9 protein-coding genes are annotated in these 14,009 nt (G+C 45.1%); 4 read left to right on the top strand and 5 right to left on the bottom strand.

Features of this window, described 5'->3' with window-relative positions; all coding sequences use genetic code 11:
* Positions 1 to 390 precede the first annotated feature (390 nt).
* Genes HQ43_RS01830 through HQ43_RS01845 form a run of 4 tightly spaced genes read left to right on the top strand, consistent with a single transcriptional unit; the run spans position 391 to position 6,414 of the window.
* Positions 391 to 2,844 carry a TonB-dependent receptor gene (locus HQ43_RS01830; protein ID WP_036788897.1) on the top strand — a complete coding sequence of 818 codons (2,454 nt, stop codon included), beginning with the start codon at positions 391 to 393 and terminating at the stop codon, positions 2,842 to 2,844.
* 42 nt (positions 2,845 to 2,886) lie between these two features.
* A complete protein-coding gene (locus HQ43_RS09400) occupies positions 2,887 to 4,038 on the top strand; it encodes a DNA/RNA non-specific endonuclease (protein ID WP_052103008.1) in 1,152 nt (383 codons plus the stop codon).
* Between the two features lie 16 nt (positions 4,039 to 4,054).
* Positions 4,055 to 5,551: a lipopolysaccharide biosynthesis protein gene (locus HQ43_RS01840; RefSeq protein ID WP_036788899.1), complete on the top strand. Its 1,497-nt coding sequence runs from the start codon at positions 4,055 to 4,057 to the stop codon at positions 5,549 to 5,551.
* Positions 5,548 to 6,414 (top strand): O-fucosyltransferase family protein, encoded by an 867-nt coding sequence (locus HQ43_RS01845; protein ID WP_036788901.1) that lies wholly within the window; start codon positions 5,548 to 5,550, stop codon positions 6,412 to 6,414. The genes HQ43_RS01840 and HQ43_RS01845 overlap by 4 nt, the downstream gene beginning before the upstream one ends.
* Before the next feature lie 21 nt (positions 6,415 to 6,435).
* Here HQ43_RS01845 and HQ43_RS01850 read toward each other — a convergent pair whose 3' ends face one another.
* The 5 genes from HQ43_RS01850 to HQ43_RS01875 all read right to left on the bottom strand — a co-directional run bounded on the left by HQ43_RS01850 (position 6,436) and on the right by HQ43_RS01875 (position 13,853).
* On the bottom strand, positions 6,436 to 7,110 hold the full coding sequence (locus HQ43_RS01850) for a response regulator transcription factor (protein ID WP_036788902.1): 675 nt from the start codon (positions 7,108 to 7,110) through the stop codon (positions 6,436 to 6,438).
* 617 nt (positions 7,111 to 7,727) lie between these two features.
* Positions 7,728 to 8,066: a DUF2149 domain-containing protein gene (locus HQ43_RS01860; RefSeq protein ID WP_036788906.1), complete on the bottom strand. Its 339-nt coding sequence runs from the start codon at positions 8,064 to 8,066 to the stop codon at positions 7,728 to 7,730.
* Positions 8,063 to 8,656, bottom strand: coding sequence for a MotA/TolQ/ExbB proton channel family protein (locus tag HQ43_RS01865; RefSeq protein ID WP_036788908.1), 594 nt, complete (start codon positions 8,654 to 8,656; stop codon positions 8,063 to 8,065). The genes HQ43_RS01860 and HQ43_RS01865 overlap by 4 nt, the downstream gene beginning before the upstream one ends.
* A gap of 28 nt (positions 8,657 to 8,684) precedes the next feature.
* On the bottom strand, positions 8,685 to 9,395 hold the full coding sequence (locus tag HQ43_RS01870) for a hypothetical protein (protein WP_036788910.1): 711 nt from the start codon (positions 9,393 to 9,395) through the stop codon (positions 8,685 to 8,687).
* 15 nt (positions 9,396 to 9,410) lie between these two features.
* Complete coding sequence (locus tag HQ43_RS01875; RefSeq protein ID WP_052103009.1) at positions 9,411 to 13,853, bottom strand: cobaltochelatase subunit CobN; 4,443 nt, start codon at positions 13,851 to 13,853, stop codon at positions 9,411 to 9,413.
* Positions 13,854 to 14,009: the final 156 nt, after the last annotated feature.

The following is a 14,009-nucleotide window of genomic DNA, read 5'->3' on the forward strand; positions in this document are numbered from 1 at the left end:
TAGCTAAGATTCTAATAGTCAATTAAGTAAGCAAAAATTCTAAACACGTTAATCGAATCCGGTAAACGTGTTCAATGAAATCGGTAAACGTGTTTACTGAAAAATTAAACACGTTAAGCCGAAAGAATATGCTCGTTTACTGTTTTTGATGAACGGAGTTCGGAATTTGTGTTAATAAACCGGGGCTGATTTAACAGTTCGGTCGTGCTCTGAAAACGACTCCTCCGATCAAAATAGAGAGCAAGAAAAAAGTGAGCATTTTTCGGTATGGAATATATAAAAATGGCTCTTTCATTTTACCCGGATACCGCATGATTTTGTCTTGCATATCTATGCCAAAATAGCGTTCTTTGTATCATGATAAAGGTCTGATGACCTCCGAATCTTAAGATGAACAGATATACAAAACATATTATTGCTTTTTTCGCTCTGTTTTCTTGCCTGCAACCGCTGGAGGCACAAGAGGTTGAAAACAGAGTAGAGACACTGAAAGAGAGAAGCGTATTTGGCTTCAATAGTCCGCTTTCCATGATGGAGATTCCATCTCTACTCTCTGCTTCTTCCGACTCTTTTGTTCTTGGATCTTCGCGTATCATGAGGGCTTTCTCTTTTCAGCCCAGACAGTATGGCGATGCAAACCATTCTCTCCTGTTCAATGGAGTAGTGATAAATGATACTCAAGACGGTATGCAACCATGGTATCTATGGACCGGGCTGAATGATGCTACAGGAAACGAGCGGACGGCATGGGGATTATCTCCTGCCCATGATACTATGGGTGGCATAGGTGGAAGCAAACACGTTACCGCGAAAGCATTCTCTTTGAAAAAATCGAGACACATCGGATACTCTTTTAGTAATGAGCTGTACAATCATCGTATTATCGGACACTATTCCACCGGAAAGCTTAAAAATGGATGGTCATTGGCTCTTACGGCAAGTGTGAGAGCCGGTAAGGAAGGCTATGTTGCAGGTACTCACTATCTCGGAGAGAGTTTTTTGCTTGCTCTTTCCAAGCAGCTGAATCCGCAGCATACTCTTTCGCTTACTGCTTTTGCCGCTCCTGTGGAGCGAGGTCTTACCTCCGAAACTTCGGGTATGGCTTATGATGCTTTTGGCAGTCACTATTACAATAGAGGTGTGGGTAGGGATGGAGGTAAGCTCCGAAATGCTCATGTGCTTAAAAGATTCGAGCCGGTGGCAACGCTTACTCACGATTGGAAAATCTCTCCAATGTCTACCCTATCTACAACTCTTTGGTATCGAGATGGGGGGAGTTCCGTTTCGGAGTTGAAGTGGAGAGGAGACAATCCTTACCCCGACTACTATCGTCTGTTCCCTCCATTTACTTCTACGGCACCGGGGCAGCACGATATGTTCGTAAATTTTGACAGGATGAGGCACCGCAATCTTAATCCTTCAGACGATACTCCAACCGATGATAACGGAAATCCCGTTGCTGTCGGAAACAGATCGGAGTATATTGTAGCCGGGAAAAACAGGAGACAAAGAGAACTTGTCTTAACCTCTCTTCTGAATACGTCTCTGTCCAATACCGTGAGATTGGATGGTGGTATTTCGGTCTCAGGCAATAGCAGCAGGTATTATAACCGGGTGCTGGATCTGTTGAGTGGTGATTACTGGTACGATGTGGATAGCCATCTGACCGGGAAAGATGCTTTTAGCGATTTGGATAACCCCTACAACGTTGTCCGAAAAGGGGATAAGTTCGGTTACTTCTACGCCACACGTCATGTGAAAAACTCTCTTTGGGGACAGCTTCGCCACTCTTCCCGAAGATGGGAGAGCTTTATAGGAGCAGAGATAGGAGGTGATTACCTTGTTAGAGAAGGCTTTATGAAAAATGGAGCGCACGCTTTGGAGAGTAAGGGCAAGTCGGCTGCCATCAATCACTTTACCTATAAGGTGAAAGGGGGAGCGCAGTACAAGATCAATGGAAGACACTATCTCTCCGCACATCTCTATACTTCTCGTAACGCGCCTCATACGGATATAGCTTTTCTTCTTCCCGAAAATAGCAACAGACTTACTCCAGGGCTGAATGCCGAAAAGAGTTTCTCCGGAGAGCTTTCTTATCTTCTTCGTAACGCGTTTGTAAAGGCACGTCTGACAGGATATATGACTCGTATTTGGGATAAAGGCGATAGAATCTCTTTCTATAACGATATCCGAAACACCATGGATCACTATCTCCTATCGGGTGTGGGAGAGCAGTACATCGGGGTAGAAGCCGGAGTGGAACTCAAGATCTCTCCTACCGTCAGGGCTATCTTGGTTGGAGCCGTTTCGGATAACAGCCATATCGGCAGTGCAGTGCTTTCGCATTATTCTAATAACTCAAACCAAGGGACAGATGGTGAGGTCGTGAAGTGGAATGGAACGAAGATAGCCGGAGCACCGATGGAGATGGCATCGGTAACTCTCTCTTATAACTCACCTTACCAATGGTATGCGGAAGTTACCGCGAACTATGCCGGAAGGGCGTATGTCAAGATCAATCCGACCCTTCATACGGAGAGATTGCAAAAGGCATCAGGATTTCGGTCCGAATATACTCGTCAAGAAGAGTTGGGACGATACTTCACACTCGATGCCAGAGTGGGAGGATCTTGGAAAGTGGCAAAGCGATACACACTCTCTCTTAATGTGAGTGCATCCAACGTGCTTAATAATACAGATATTAAAGTGCAGGGATGGGATCAGATGCAGAACAGGTGGAACAAACCGGAAGGAGGGGATGCCTCCCTTCTGACACCGGTAGAAAAACGCTATATGTACATGTATGGCATGACCTATTTTCTCAATGCCTCTTGGCGCTGGTAGTAACAGATAGTTTGGATTATTATAAAAAGACAGTCGAATGCTATGAAAAAGACATCAATAACTCTCGTATTGGTTTTCTCTCTGCTCTCTCTCCTTACAGGATGTAAAGGGCAGCAGATCAATCAGGAAAAGCCCAAAGAAGATAAGGCGTATATAGAAAACGTAACGGAACAACCGCTTTCCGAGCAGGGGGCACAACTCATCCTGCGGATCGAGAGTAGCAAAAAGTGGAAAATTGAGTGGCAGAAAGGAACAGGAGCATGGGTGGAAACCGACCAGAATCTTGAGGGACAAGGAGACAAGGCGATCACTCTTTTTGTACAGCCTAATCCCTCTTTTGAGGAGCGTACAGGCGAATTGACTGTATTTTTCCCCACTACTACCATTACGGTAACATTCCGTCAGAAGCCATCACCGCTCCCCGATAATCCTATCACTCCACCCGATAAGAGGATGGAGATACCTCTGCTTTCCAATGATAAGAACCATAAGTTTATAGACTACAAAGTCTCTTTGGGAGGCACAACAATAGTGAACTACTCCCAAGAGTACGACCTTAAAGAGAAGCATAACAGATGGGTGGCTTTCAGATTCGATGCCATAACCTCTCAAAAGAAAGTAGGCAGAACAGATGCGTGGAGCTGCGATCCGAATCTGCCCGACAATGTATGTATCGGAGGAACATTCCCTTCCGGAACAGATAGGGGACACCTTGTGGCATCGAGCGATAGGAGCTTCTCAAGAGAAGCCAATATGCAGACGTTCTACTATTCCAACATCAGTCCCCAGAAGAGTTCCTTTAATCAGGGTATCTGGCAAAAGCTTGAGGAAAGGGTTTTGCAGTGGGGACGGGATAGAAATTCTTGCGATACGCTCTATGTTGTAAAGGGTGGAACAATATATAATGGAGATATTTTGGGACACATAAGCCCTAAGAATAACAGCGCTCTCTCCGTTCCTATTCCGAAGTACTACTTCATGGCTCTTTTGAAGGTTAAAGATGGAAAGCACTACTCCATAGGTTTTATAATAGAACATAAGGATATTCCGACTTCCAATAAACTCGGTCTCTATACCATAACGATAAAAGAGTTGGAACAGCGTACCGGATACAACTTCTTCCATGTCTTGCCTGATGAGAAAGAGAAGGATGTAGAGAGCAAGATAGATATTGCTTTCTGGCAAGGTATATAGGCAGATTTCCTTTCTGATGGGAGTCATACTCAAACAGAGCTTAAGAGGTACGGTCGTAACTTATCTGGGAGCCTTTATAGGCTTTCTTACGACCTTCTTCATCACGGTAACCTATCTCACGGCAGAAGAGATAGGTCTTACCCGTGTACTGTTTGAGGCAGCACTGCTGTTGAGCACATTTGCGATACTCGGAGTACACACGTCTTCCATAAGATACTATCCCTATTTTAAGCGAGAAGACGGGCAGGAAAGGGGTTTCTTGTCTCTTATGTTGCTCTTTCCGCTACTGGGGGTGGTACTCTTCGGGCTCCTTTACATTTTACTGGAAGTTCCCATATCTTCATATTTTTCCAAGAACTCTTCTCTATTCGTGCAGTACTATTATATGGTACTGCCGTTGATGCTTTTTCTGCTGTATCAGAATCTGTTGGAGGTTTATTCGTCCATCAAACAGAAGATTGTAGTACCTCGCTTTCATAAAGAGGTAACCCAACGCTTATTATTGATAGGTGTTTACGTTGGATATGCCACATTCAATTTAACTCTTGACGCTTTCATCTGGATTTTTGTAGGGAGCTACGGATTGGTGGCACTATTGCAGTTCGGATATGTTTCAAGACTATCGCCTTATGCCTTAAAGGAGAGGATCGAGTTTCCCAAAGAGCAGAAGAGAGATTTTCTAAACTACACGCTTTTGGTGGTATTGTCTGCACTGGGAGGAAGCATCTTCAGCCGCTTGGACATATTTATGGTATCCGCAAAGATGGGACTAAACTATGCCGGGATATATACGATAGCTTTCTTCATCGTGGCTATAATAGAGATTCCCTCTCGTTCGCTTCTTGCTATCACAGCTCCGATAGCTTCGGAGGCGTTGAAGAATAAAGATACCCTAAAGCTGCAAGATCTCTACAAAAAGGTTGCGTTGTATCAGCTGTTTGTGGGAGGATTTATATTTCTGCTTATTTGGGTAAACATAGACTTCATTTTTACCATTATACCCAACTCGCAAATATATTCCCAAGGCAAGTGGGTTGTCTTTTATCTCGGTTTATCGAAGCTTGTGGAGATAACATTCAACTTCGGCAACTCCGTCATCAGATACTCTCGCTACTACTACTATACCATACTTATCACATTTCTGCTCACGATACTTACCATCCTGACAAACAACTATTTTATCCCTCTTTTAGGGATGACGGGAGCATCCATAGCCACGCTCATCACCTGTTTTATCAGCTACACGATATCTCAGTTTATTATAAAGATAAAGCTCGGCGTATCTCCTTTCAGTGGCAGATTTGCCCTCCTGTTTGTCATAATAGGCATTCTGCTCGTGTCGCATTCGTTATGGAAGATGGAGGCGATCGGAGGGAATATCTGGTTTGATGCCATCGTCAAAAGCTTTATTTTTGTTGCCGTACCCGTTGCAATGGTGCTTCGACTGAAAATGCTGCCGGAGCTGTCTCAGTACATATCGAATCTCTATAAAAACTTTAGGAAAAGAGTATGACACAAGGAACCGAAGAACAAGGAGTTGTTACCCTGATACCATTTGGGAACATTGCGAACAGACTTTTGGCGGTAAGCTCTGCCATCTCTTACTTTTCCAGCATAGAGAAGCCTGTGGAGATTGTTTGGTTTAAGACACCGGAGCTGTGTTCGGAGTTTGAACGTCTGTTTCATCCCGATATCAGCTTTGATGAGAAATATGTATCCGTGAGGAATGCTACGATCAAAGACCACATCTTCAGAGACATCCCCAATGGTCGCAACTTTTTTCTTTCCAAGCTTCACGCGTTATGGGCGTACGATCACTGCATCAACTCCGACCACTATGTGTCAAACGAGGAGCTGAGAAAAGAGATTGTTACGACCCTTTCTTCCGGAAAAAATATAGACATCTGGCTGGCACTGAACAGAGCATTCTACATAACGCCCCGAATGTTCGACAATCTCATGCCTTCGGTTGAGGTAGTCAGTGCGGTGCGTTCGATCTGTTCGGGGTGGACGGAGAACGTCATAGGCGTTCACATCCTGAGAGGAGACGAGCAGTACTCGTGGCGGCAAGATCCCATAGACCTTTATATAAGACGTATGCAGAAGCTGATAGAGACAGACCCGTCCGTGAAGTTTTTCCTGTCGGCGGACAATTATGAGGATCGGGACAGGATCGCGACAATCTTCGGGTCGAGAGTCTTCACGCCCAAGCTGCAGAAAGACCCGGATACGGTAGAGGGAGTGATACAAGCCATGGCGGAGATTTTGGCTCTGTCCAAGACCAAGTATATACTTGGGGGAAAAGACAATCCCTACTGCACTGCCGCTACGCTTATAGGGGAGAAGCCTTTGGAGCAGATCTCCATTTACTTGTAGGCAGACCTCCTTTCATGTCGGCTACTCCATGACCATTTTGTAACCGATGCCGTAGACGGACTTTATCTTTATGTTTGCGTTCGAATCTTGCAGCTTCTTTCGCAAGTTTTTTATCTGTGTGTAGATAAAGTCGAAGTTGTCCACCTGATCTATATTATCCCCCCAGACAGCTTCTGCGAGAAGCTCTTTTCGTACGAGGCGATCCACTCTGTTGGCAAAGTAGAGCAGGATGTCGTACTCTTTTCTGTTGAGTTCAAGCCGGTTATCGGACACGGTTACGGAGAATTTATCCGGGAAAATCTCCACGTTCCCAAGGGAGATGGAGAGATCTCCGCTCTGATTTCTGCGGATGACGCTGCGGAGTCTGGCAGACAATTCTATCAGATGAAAAGGTTTGGAAAGGTAGTCATCGGCTCCGAGCTCCAGCCCCTTGACTTTATCTTCGACGGCATCCCGTGCGGAGATTATGATGATACGTTCCTGTCTTTTTGCCTGTTTCATCTCCTCCAGCAGGGTAAGCCCGCTACCGTCCGGCAGCATAAGGTCGAGGAGCACCCCGTCATAAGAGTAGAGACCTATCTTCTCCCTTGCTTCAGAGAGTGTTTTTGCTATTTCCACGATGTATCTTTCTTTCGTGAGAGTCTCTGCGATAAGTTCTTGAAGTTGGGGTTCGTCTTCCACGATAAGTATTTTCATTGTATCTCTATACGGCTTAGTTGTTGTGTTTTTAGGTAAAGCGGTTAAATATCCGAGCCGAAATTTAGGGAATTTCTTTGAGAACAGCGAATTTGAGAGACGAAATAGCATCCGAACAACTCCGCCTGAAGATGCCAAAAGCAGATGCCCTGCCGTTCCGTTTCGGGGAAGCCGATTTCGGGCGGATGCACCAAAGTTTTTCCCCCTTTCCGCAGAGCGTAGAATCCTTATACATACGGAAAAATATTTTTGCATATACGGAAAAATATTTCTGCATATACGGAAAAATATTTCTGCATATACGGAAAAATATTTCTGCATATACGGAAAAATATTTCTGCATATACAAAAAAATATTTCTGCATATACGAAAAAATATTTCTGCATATACGAAAAAATATTTCTGCATATACGAAAAAATATTTCTGCATATACGAAAAAATATTTCTGCATATACAGAAATTTCTTTCCTTGCGGAAAAAAATTTTTTTCTTTTCCGTCTCCATCTTTGTCGGAGGCGGAGGTGCAAAAAAAGTCTTGGCCGCCACTTATGATTTTTCATAAATGACAGCCAAGACTCGGACCGGATATGTCGGTGGAGGAGTGGTGCGGATTTGCTACTCCGGCACGTAGATCACTTCTCCGTTTTCGAGCTCGTAAGCCACTCCCACGCGGCGTCCTTTGGAGCCGGAAGCATCGGTCTGCTCGTTGGATGGGGTGTATCGCTCTATTTTGTTGCCTTTCTTGGTGATGATCTCCATGTCTTCTTTGCCGGGGTTCTTCACTACGGTAAACTCCTCTTGGGTGAAGACTTCGGTCATGTTCATGTGCATCACCATCGCCACCATGAGTGCCACGGCAAAGACCATCGCAACGTCGAAGAGATTGACTACGACGCTTAGCGGATCGGAATCGTCCTCTTTCTCAAACAGAGGTATGCGTCTTCTGCTTTTCATCGGTTGTCTGTGAGTATTCTGGAGATGTATTCAAGCTGATTGACCTCTTTGGCGTACCAGCGGCTCTTGATCTGCTGGGTGAGGAGACCCACGATGCTGATGACCAACCCCACGACGGTGGTGGCAAAGACTACCTGCATGTTGTATGCCATGCCCGATACGTCGCCGGTGGAAAGCCCTACGAGCGCCGGGCTCATGGCGATGAGCGTCCCGATGAGTCCGAGTATGGGACCCATCTTTGCGAGGATCTTCGAGATGGCGAGGTCTTTCTGTGCTTCGTTTTCAAAGCCGGAGATGAGAAAGTCCGAGTAGGCTTCGTTTGCCGGATGGGTGAGCAGGTCGCGGAGGTACTGCACGAAAAGCGAGTTGTCCTTGCGCGGAAGGCTCTCCTTGATCTCTTCGATGGTCTCTCTTGTGGCAGCCTTTATCTTTTGGTTCAGTGCCTTGTCGTTTGCCCTCTTGATCATGAACTGGTTGTAGAAGCTGCCCAACAGAAGCAGGGAGCGTCCGAAAAGAATGAGAAGCATGATGATGTCCGGGATGAGCAGACTGTTGGCTACGAAAAAAAGTAGTTTTGAGATTGTTTCCATTATGAGTTGTGATGATATGATGCGGATGTTAAGAGTATTGCTCTCGTTTGCGGCGAGCGCGGTCTTTGATGATCCATTTCCATTTGTGTACCCCTATGCCCAGAATGATCACCGCCACAATCACCATCAGTGCGTACACGATAGTGACGGAGGAGCCTGTGATCACTTCCGGTGCGGCATACACCACTTGCGAACTTCCTGTGGTGATGAGCCCCAGCACACAGACGAAAAGCGCGGACAGAAGCTGCACCTCAAGACGGATGCTCTTCTCCGGCAAGAACGCCCTGAGCAGGTAGCTGAACAGGGACAGACCCACGACCACCGCAGCCATCATGCCGCAAGTGATGCCGTCGAAGGAGACACCCGGAAAGGCGTAAAATGTCTGCGCCAAAAGGTAGTAGAGGGCAGGGAAGAGCATCAGGGTCGGGTACCAGTAGAGGAGCTTTACCCAGACTTTCTTGTTGTCATGGTATTTCTGATGAAACGCCGTGAAAACAAAGGCGAGACAGAGTGCGGACTCTATCGTGATGAGGACGGAAATGTCCGCAAGTATCGCGCTGTTCTGCATGAGTGCCTGAAACTCTACCTTGGAGCTCTGGGTCGCATACGGCGATGCGATGAACAGAAATAATCCGTAAACGAGCGTAAACAACACCACTTGCCAAAGCTTCCAAAAGGAGAGCTTGACAAGTGTGTTGATGAATATGAATAGTATGAGGATCTGAATGAGAATGTCCATCTCTTTCTCCTGCTGTTAAGCTGTTTTTGTTCTTCTTTTCCGAAGCACAAAGATAAGGATAATGAATAGAACGACTACAGCCGCAGCGATGATGATGCCGGTCTTCATGCTGCTGTCGTTGTCAGACTCCATCACTTCCGAGCTCTCTTTCTGCAAGCGGATGCCGTCTTTCGCTTCCACTTTGGTGTCGGAAGAAGACTGCAGCATGGTATTCAAGCTCTTCTTGTAAGCTGCGGCGTCTTGTTCCGGGAGCTTTTGTGAAATGAAGTCTTGGAGCTTCTTATTTCCGGCAGAGAAGCCGAAGCCGGAAGAGCCAAACTCTGTTACCATCTCTTTGTGAACCTCCACGAGAGTCTTGATCTGCTCTTCGCTTGCCGCCCACATGCCTTTGCGGTGTGTCTCAAGCATAATGGCTGAGATCTCTTGCAGGGCTGCAGGATTGGAGGTGCGGAAAAACTCTCTTGTTCCCAAGTTTTGAGTATCGGCTATATACATATTATATAGTTCGTCCCAGAGCTCTTTGTCTATCACGTTGGGCTTTGCAACGTTCCAGCCGAATGTGTTTGTGAAGATTTCAACAAGTCCCCCGGCAGCAGAAGAGCCGCTTTTCATGATCTCTTTGACGTAAACCGGATTGAGCACGGTGGTTCTGGCTTCAACTCCGATAGCTTCTTTAAGATCCTGTATTCGGGTACGGTTTCGATTTCTGTAATCGGCAAAGAACGCATCAGGGTCTTTGCCCGTAACATTGCGGATGGCAAGGTTCATACCTCCCATGAACTCATACACGTGGTCGAGGCTCAATGCTCCCCATGTGTTGCTTTGACGAGGTTGTACGATGACGTCCGTGTTGTGCAGAACACTGCGAAGAAGTCCGGCTTGGAATGCTCCCCACTCCTTGCTGTCGCTGTATATTGCTCCCATGTTGTTGATATACACATCGGCAATCTCTTTCTCGGATTCCCACTTGTCGCTGCTTGTAATCATACCCTGTATATTGGTACCATACATGCCATTGACACCACCGAACACTCTTTTTGTAGAAAGTTCACGAGCGGCTTTTGGGGACAGACCATTTTCTACCAGCTGTCTCTCTATTTCCACTGTGGAGCTCTTTACCTGGTTTTCATACTCGCTTTCGTCTTCTGCATTTGCCGCCATTTCCACAGCCCTGCTGAGTAGCATCAGACGAGAAGCAGCCAAATCGCGGAACTGTCCGGATGTTTGAACAACAATGTCTATACGAGGACGTCCGAGATCTTTTGCAGGGATAAGACGAAGATCCGAAACTCTTCCAAATGTATCCCTTATAGGTTCTACTCCAAGCATATAAAGGGCTTGACCAATGGTTGTACCCTCACTTTCTATGAACTCACTGCTCCAGAAAGTATAGCTGACCTTTCTTGGATATTCTCCGTGCTGCTTCTTATACTGTTCCAGTGTTGAGTTTACCAAAGCAACTGCACGGTCCCATGCAACTTCTGATGGAGTGTTCTCTGCATTGATAGAGTAGAGGTTGCGTCCGGTAGGAACGGCATTAGGGTTCGCCACGGCATCCCCTCCGGAAGATGGTGCAATATAACCACCATTGAAAGCGTTGATAATACCACTTAGTTCTGCTTCCGGACTCTCCAATAAAGCACTTCTATATCGTAGAATATTGGTTATTGTGCGCTCTATTTCAAGTATTGCACGAGCACGATCTCTTGCCTCTTTTGTAGGGGCCTCTGCTTTCATACCCATAGCCGCGTGTGGATGCTCTACCGGTTTCTCAGCATTTGCTGCATGAGGATGTCCTCCTTTTGCCATTTTTGAGTGCCGATGTTCTACCGGTTTTTCAGCATTTGCTGCGTGAGGATGCTCTCCCTTTGCCATTTTTGCATGTGGATGCTCTGCCGGTTTTTCAGCATTTGCTGCGTGAGGATGCTCACCTTTTGCCATTTTTGCATGTGGATGCTCTGCCGGTTTCTCAGCATTTGCTGCGTGAGGATGTCCTCCTTTTGCCATTTTTGAGTGAGCATGCTCTCCTGAAGTACTGCTCTTAGGTCTGCCCATACTGCCGGAAGAGTTTCCCCCTCCTCCCATCATCATAGGTCTTGCGGGCTTCAATATCTGTTTTGACTGTTCAATTTCATCAACACTTATCTTAGCTACGGATGCAACAAGTGTATTATCTACCGCCTTGCCTGCTAAGATTTGGCGAACAAGAGTTTTGGCAGGTTCCAAGTAGCGTTGTGTGAACAAAGGTCTATTGTTGAGTTCTTTTTCTGTTACTCTTCCACTCATTCTATCAAGGTTTGCAACACTGTAAGCGATAGGATCGGCACTCATTGCAAGCACTGTCGATGAGATTTTTTCAGCTTCATAAGGAATGCCTGTGGTATAGAGCATACCATTCATTTTCTCATTGGCAATTTCTTCTGCAAAGTTATCTATCCGTTCTATCTCTTCTTCCGTATAAGGCTTTGTTGCTATACTATCAAGGCGAAGATCTCTGTGAATTCCCATTGCCATAGCAATCTTCTTTACTGCAATAGAAGCCTGTTCCTGCTTTTCAGGATCTGCTTTGTAGTAGTCTCTGATCCTGTTTTGCAACTTAGAAAAGAGTCCGCGCGTCTGGCTCTCCATGAAAGCTGGAGTTAAATAAGATATTGTAGTAGCGTAAGATCTTCTCTTTGCCATCATGCTTTCTCCAATATTTCCTATCGTATAATAGTAGTAGTGTGGCACAGAGCCCACAAGTCTATCCGGCCAGTCTTGGTGACTCAAAGCAACTTGTTTTTGAGGAGTAAATTCCAAACTTCCATGAGTTCCGAAGTGCATCATCAAATCCGCTTTAAACTCATGCTGTGTCCATAGATAGGAAGCTATATAGGTATGAGGAGGAGCCATTTTTGCTCCGTGAACTATTGCAAACTCATCATCTCCTAAACCTGCCATGGGTTGAGGTAGAAGAGCTACATTCCCAAACTCTATTCTGGATACGGCAATGTGTGGGACACCATCTTTCATTGTACTCATGTATGAACCGGGAGCTTCTCCATAAGTGGAGATAACATCGGCATATCTCTCCGGAGTAAGACTTTTTGCCACCCAATTTTCGTAGTCTGCCTTGCTTACAAGAGCAGGGTTTCCTTCTTTCATGAAAGTATCAAAAGCTCCCTCCGCATAAGTACTTAGTATTGCTCCCTGCTTCATGATGATCTTTTCAAACTCTTTTACGCTTTTCGGGAGGTTTTCTACGTTATAGCCTTCTGCTTTCATCCTTTTAAGGAGATTATAGATAGCCGGAATAGTTTCAAGCCCTTGAGCTGCAAGAGAGGCTTGTCCCGGACCTTTGAAGAAGTAGATGGCAACCTTTTTATCCGCATTGTTCTTTTGTTTAAGAGAGATAACATTGGATACGATTTCGGTAAAAGTCTTTAGACGTTCGGGCATGGCTTTGAATAGGTAGAGACCGCTTGGATCTTTTTCCTGAGCGATAAGAGAATAGGGGTAGATAGCACCATCCAGTTCCGGCATTACGAGGCTTTGCCCCATAAATCCTCCAAACATTCCCATTGGATCAGCCTCCCATTTCTCTCTCAGCTGCATTATTGAGAGAGGCGCAAAAACCGGAATATTGCGTTTTTTCAACCAGTCTACCGTTACCTCTCCATTACCCATCATTATACGTCCGTGGGGGAAATATATTACGGCATCCGGTTGAATAGAGTCAAGATAAGCTACTCGCTTGTCCATATCGCAAGCAATGGGATAAACCATATATCCTGCATTTTCAAAAGAAGAAATAATGCTGTTAAGGTGCTCTCTATTTCCACTGAACGGATCATGAATACCGGGTAGAATTGCTATTCTTCCTGCTTTTTCATTGAACTTGTTTTGTGATTTGAGATAGCTTTCATAGGTTTCCTTACTTGCAAAGAACTTATCATCTACGGAAGTAAAGAAAACGTTAGACTGATTCTCTACCACAGGTTGAGGCTCTTTTACAAATAGCACTTTTTTGTCTATCTCCTTCCGGATGTAGCGAGCCATATTTTGGTAGTTTAGCTTATTTCCGCTTCCGAGATACCCTGATATGGCTTTAATATGAATGCTATCGAGATTGCAAATATCATTTTGAGGATTTGTGACTGATGACATATATATAGGTGTACCCTTATCAGCCAATTTTTGTATGGTTGCTCTTTCTGCTTCTGAAATCTTAAGACCCATAGCAAAGCCGAGTACGAAGTCAAACTTACTGAGACGATCAACTTCTTCTGCATCAACGGCTTCAAACTTGATCATAGGATCTTGATTGGACAAAGCTATTCCCGCAACCTGAAATTGAGGGAAGTTATACAGAGCTATTTTTGTTGGAGCAGCAAGTTTGAACCAAGCTACTCCTAAAGAGACCACAACTAAGAGGCATATAAGAGCCCAAAGTCCCCATTTTTTAGAGCTACGCTTCATAATAATTTAGAATGTTGAATTAAAGTTTTTGAACGAGCAAAGGTATCTTTTCTCCATATCAATCTCAATACCTATATATAGTGATTTGTTGAATAAATATACCTCCTGATTACTGACCATTATTTACTTCTGATATTGTGTTACAGACTGAATTTT

It is taken from the genome of Porphyromonas canoris (genome assembly GCF_000769115.1).
Classification (GTDB): domain Bacteria; phylum Bacteroidota; class Bacteroidia; order Bacteroidales; family Porphyromonadaceae; genus Porphyromonas_A; species Porphyromonas_A canoris.

Coding starts and splice junctions, on each gene's coding strand:
- HQ43_RS01830 (WP_036788897.1), top strand. CDS start 391: ATGAACAGATATACAAAACATATTATTGCTTTTTTCGCTCTGTTTTCT.
- HQ43_RS09400 (WP_052103008.1), top strand. CDS start 2,887: ATGAAAAAGACATCAATAACTCTCGTATTGGTTTTCTCTCTGCTCTCT.
- HQ43_RS01840 (WP_036788899.1), top strand. CDS start 4,055: ATGGGAGTCATACTCAAACAGAGCTTAAGAGGTACGGTCGTAACTTAT.
- HQ43_RS01845 (WP_036788901.1), top strand. CDS start 5,548: ATGACACAAGGAACCGAAGAACAAGGAGTTGTTACCCTGATACCATTT.
- HQ43_RS01850 (WP_036788902.1), bottom strand. CDS start 7,110: ATGAAAATACTTATCGTGGAAGACGAACCCCAACTTCAAGAACTTATC.
- HQ43_RS01860 (WP_036788906.1), bottom strand. CDS start 8,066: ATGAAAAGCAGAAGACGCATACCTCTGTTTGAGAAAGAGGACGATTCC.
- HQ43_RS01865 (WP_036788908.1), bottom strand. CDS start 8,656: ATGGAAACAATCTCAAAACTACTTTTTTTCGTAGCCAACAGTCTGCTC.
- HQ43_RS01870 (WP_036788910.1), bottom strand. CDS start 9,395: ATGGACATTCTCATTCAGATCCTCATACTATTCATATTCATCAACACA.
- HQ43_RS01875 (WP_052103009.1), bottom strand. CDS start 13,853: ATGAAGCGTAGCTCTAAAAAATGGGGACTTTGGGCTCTTATATGCCTC.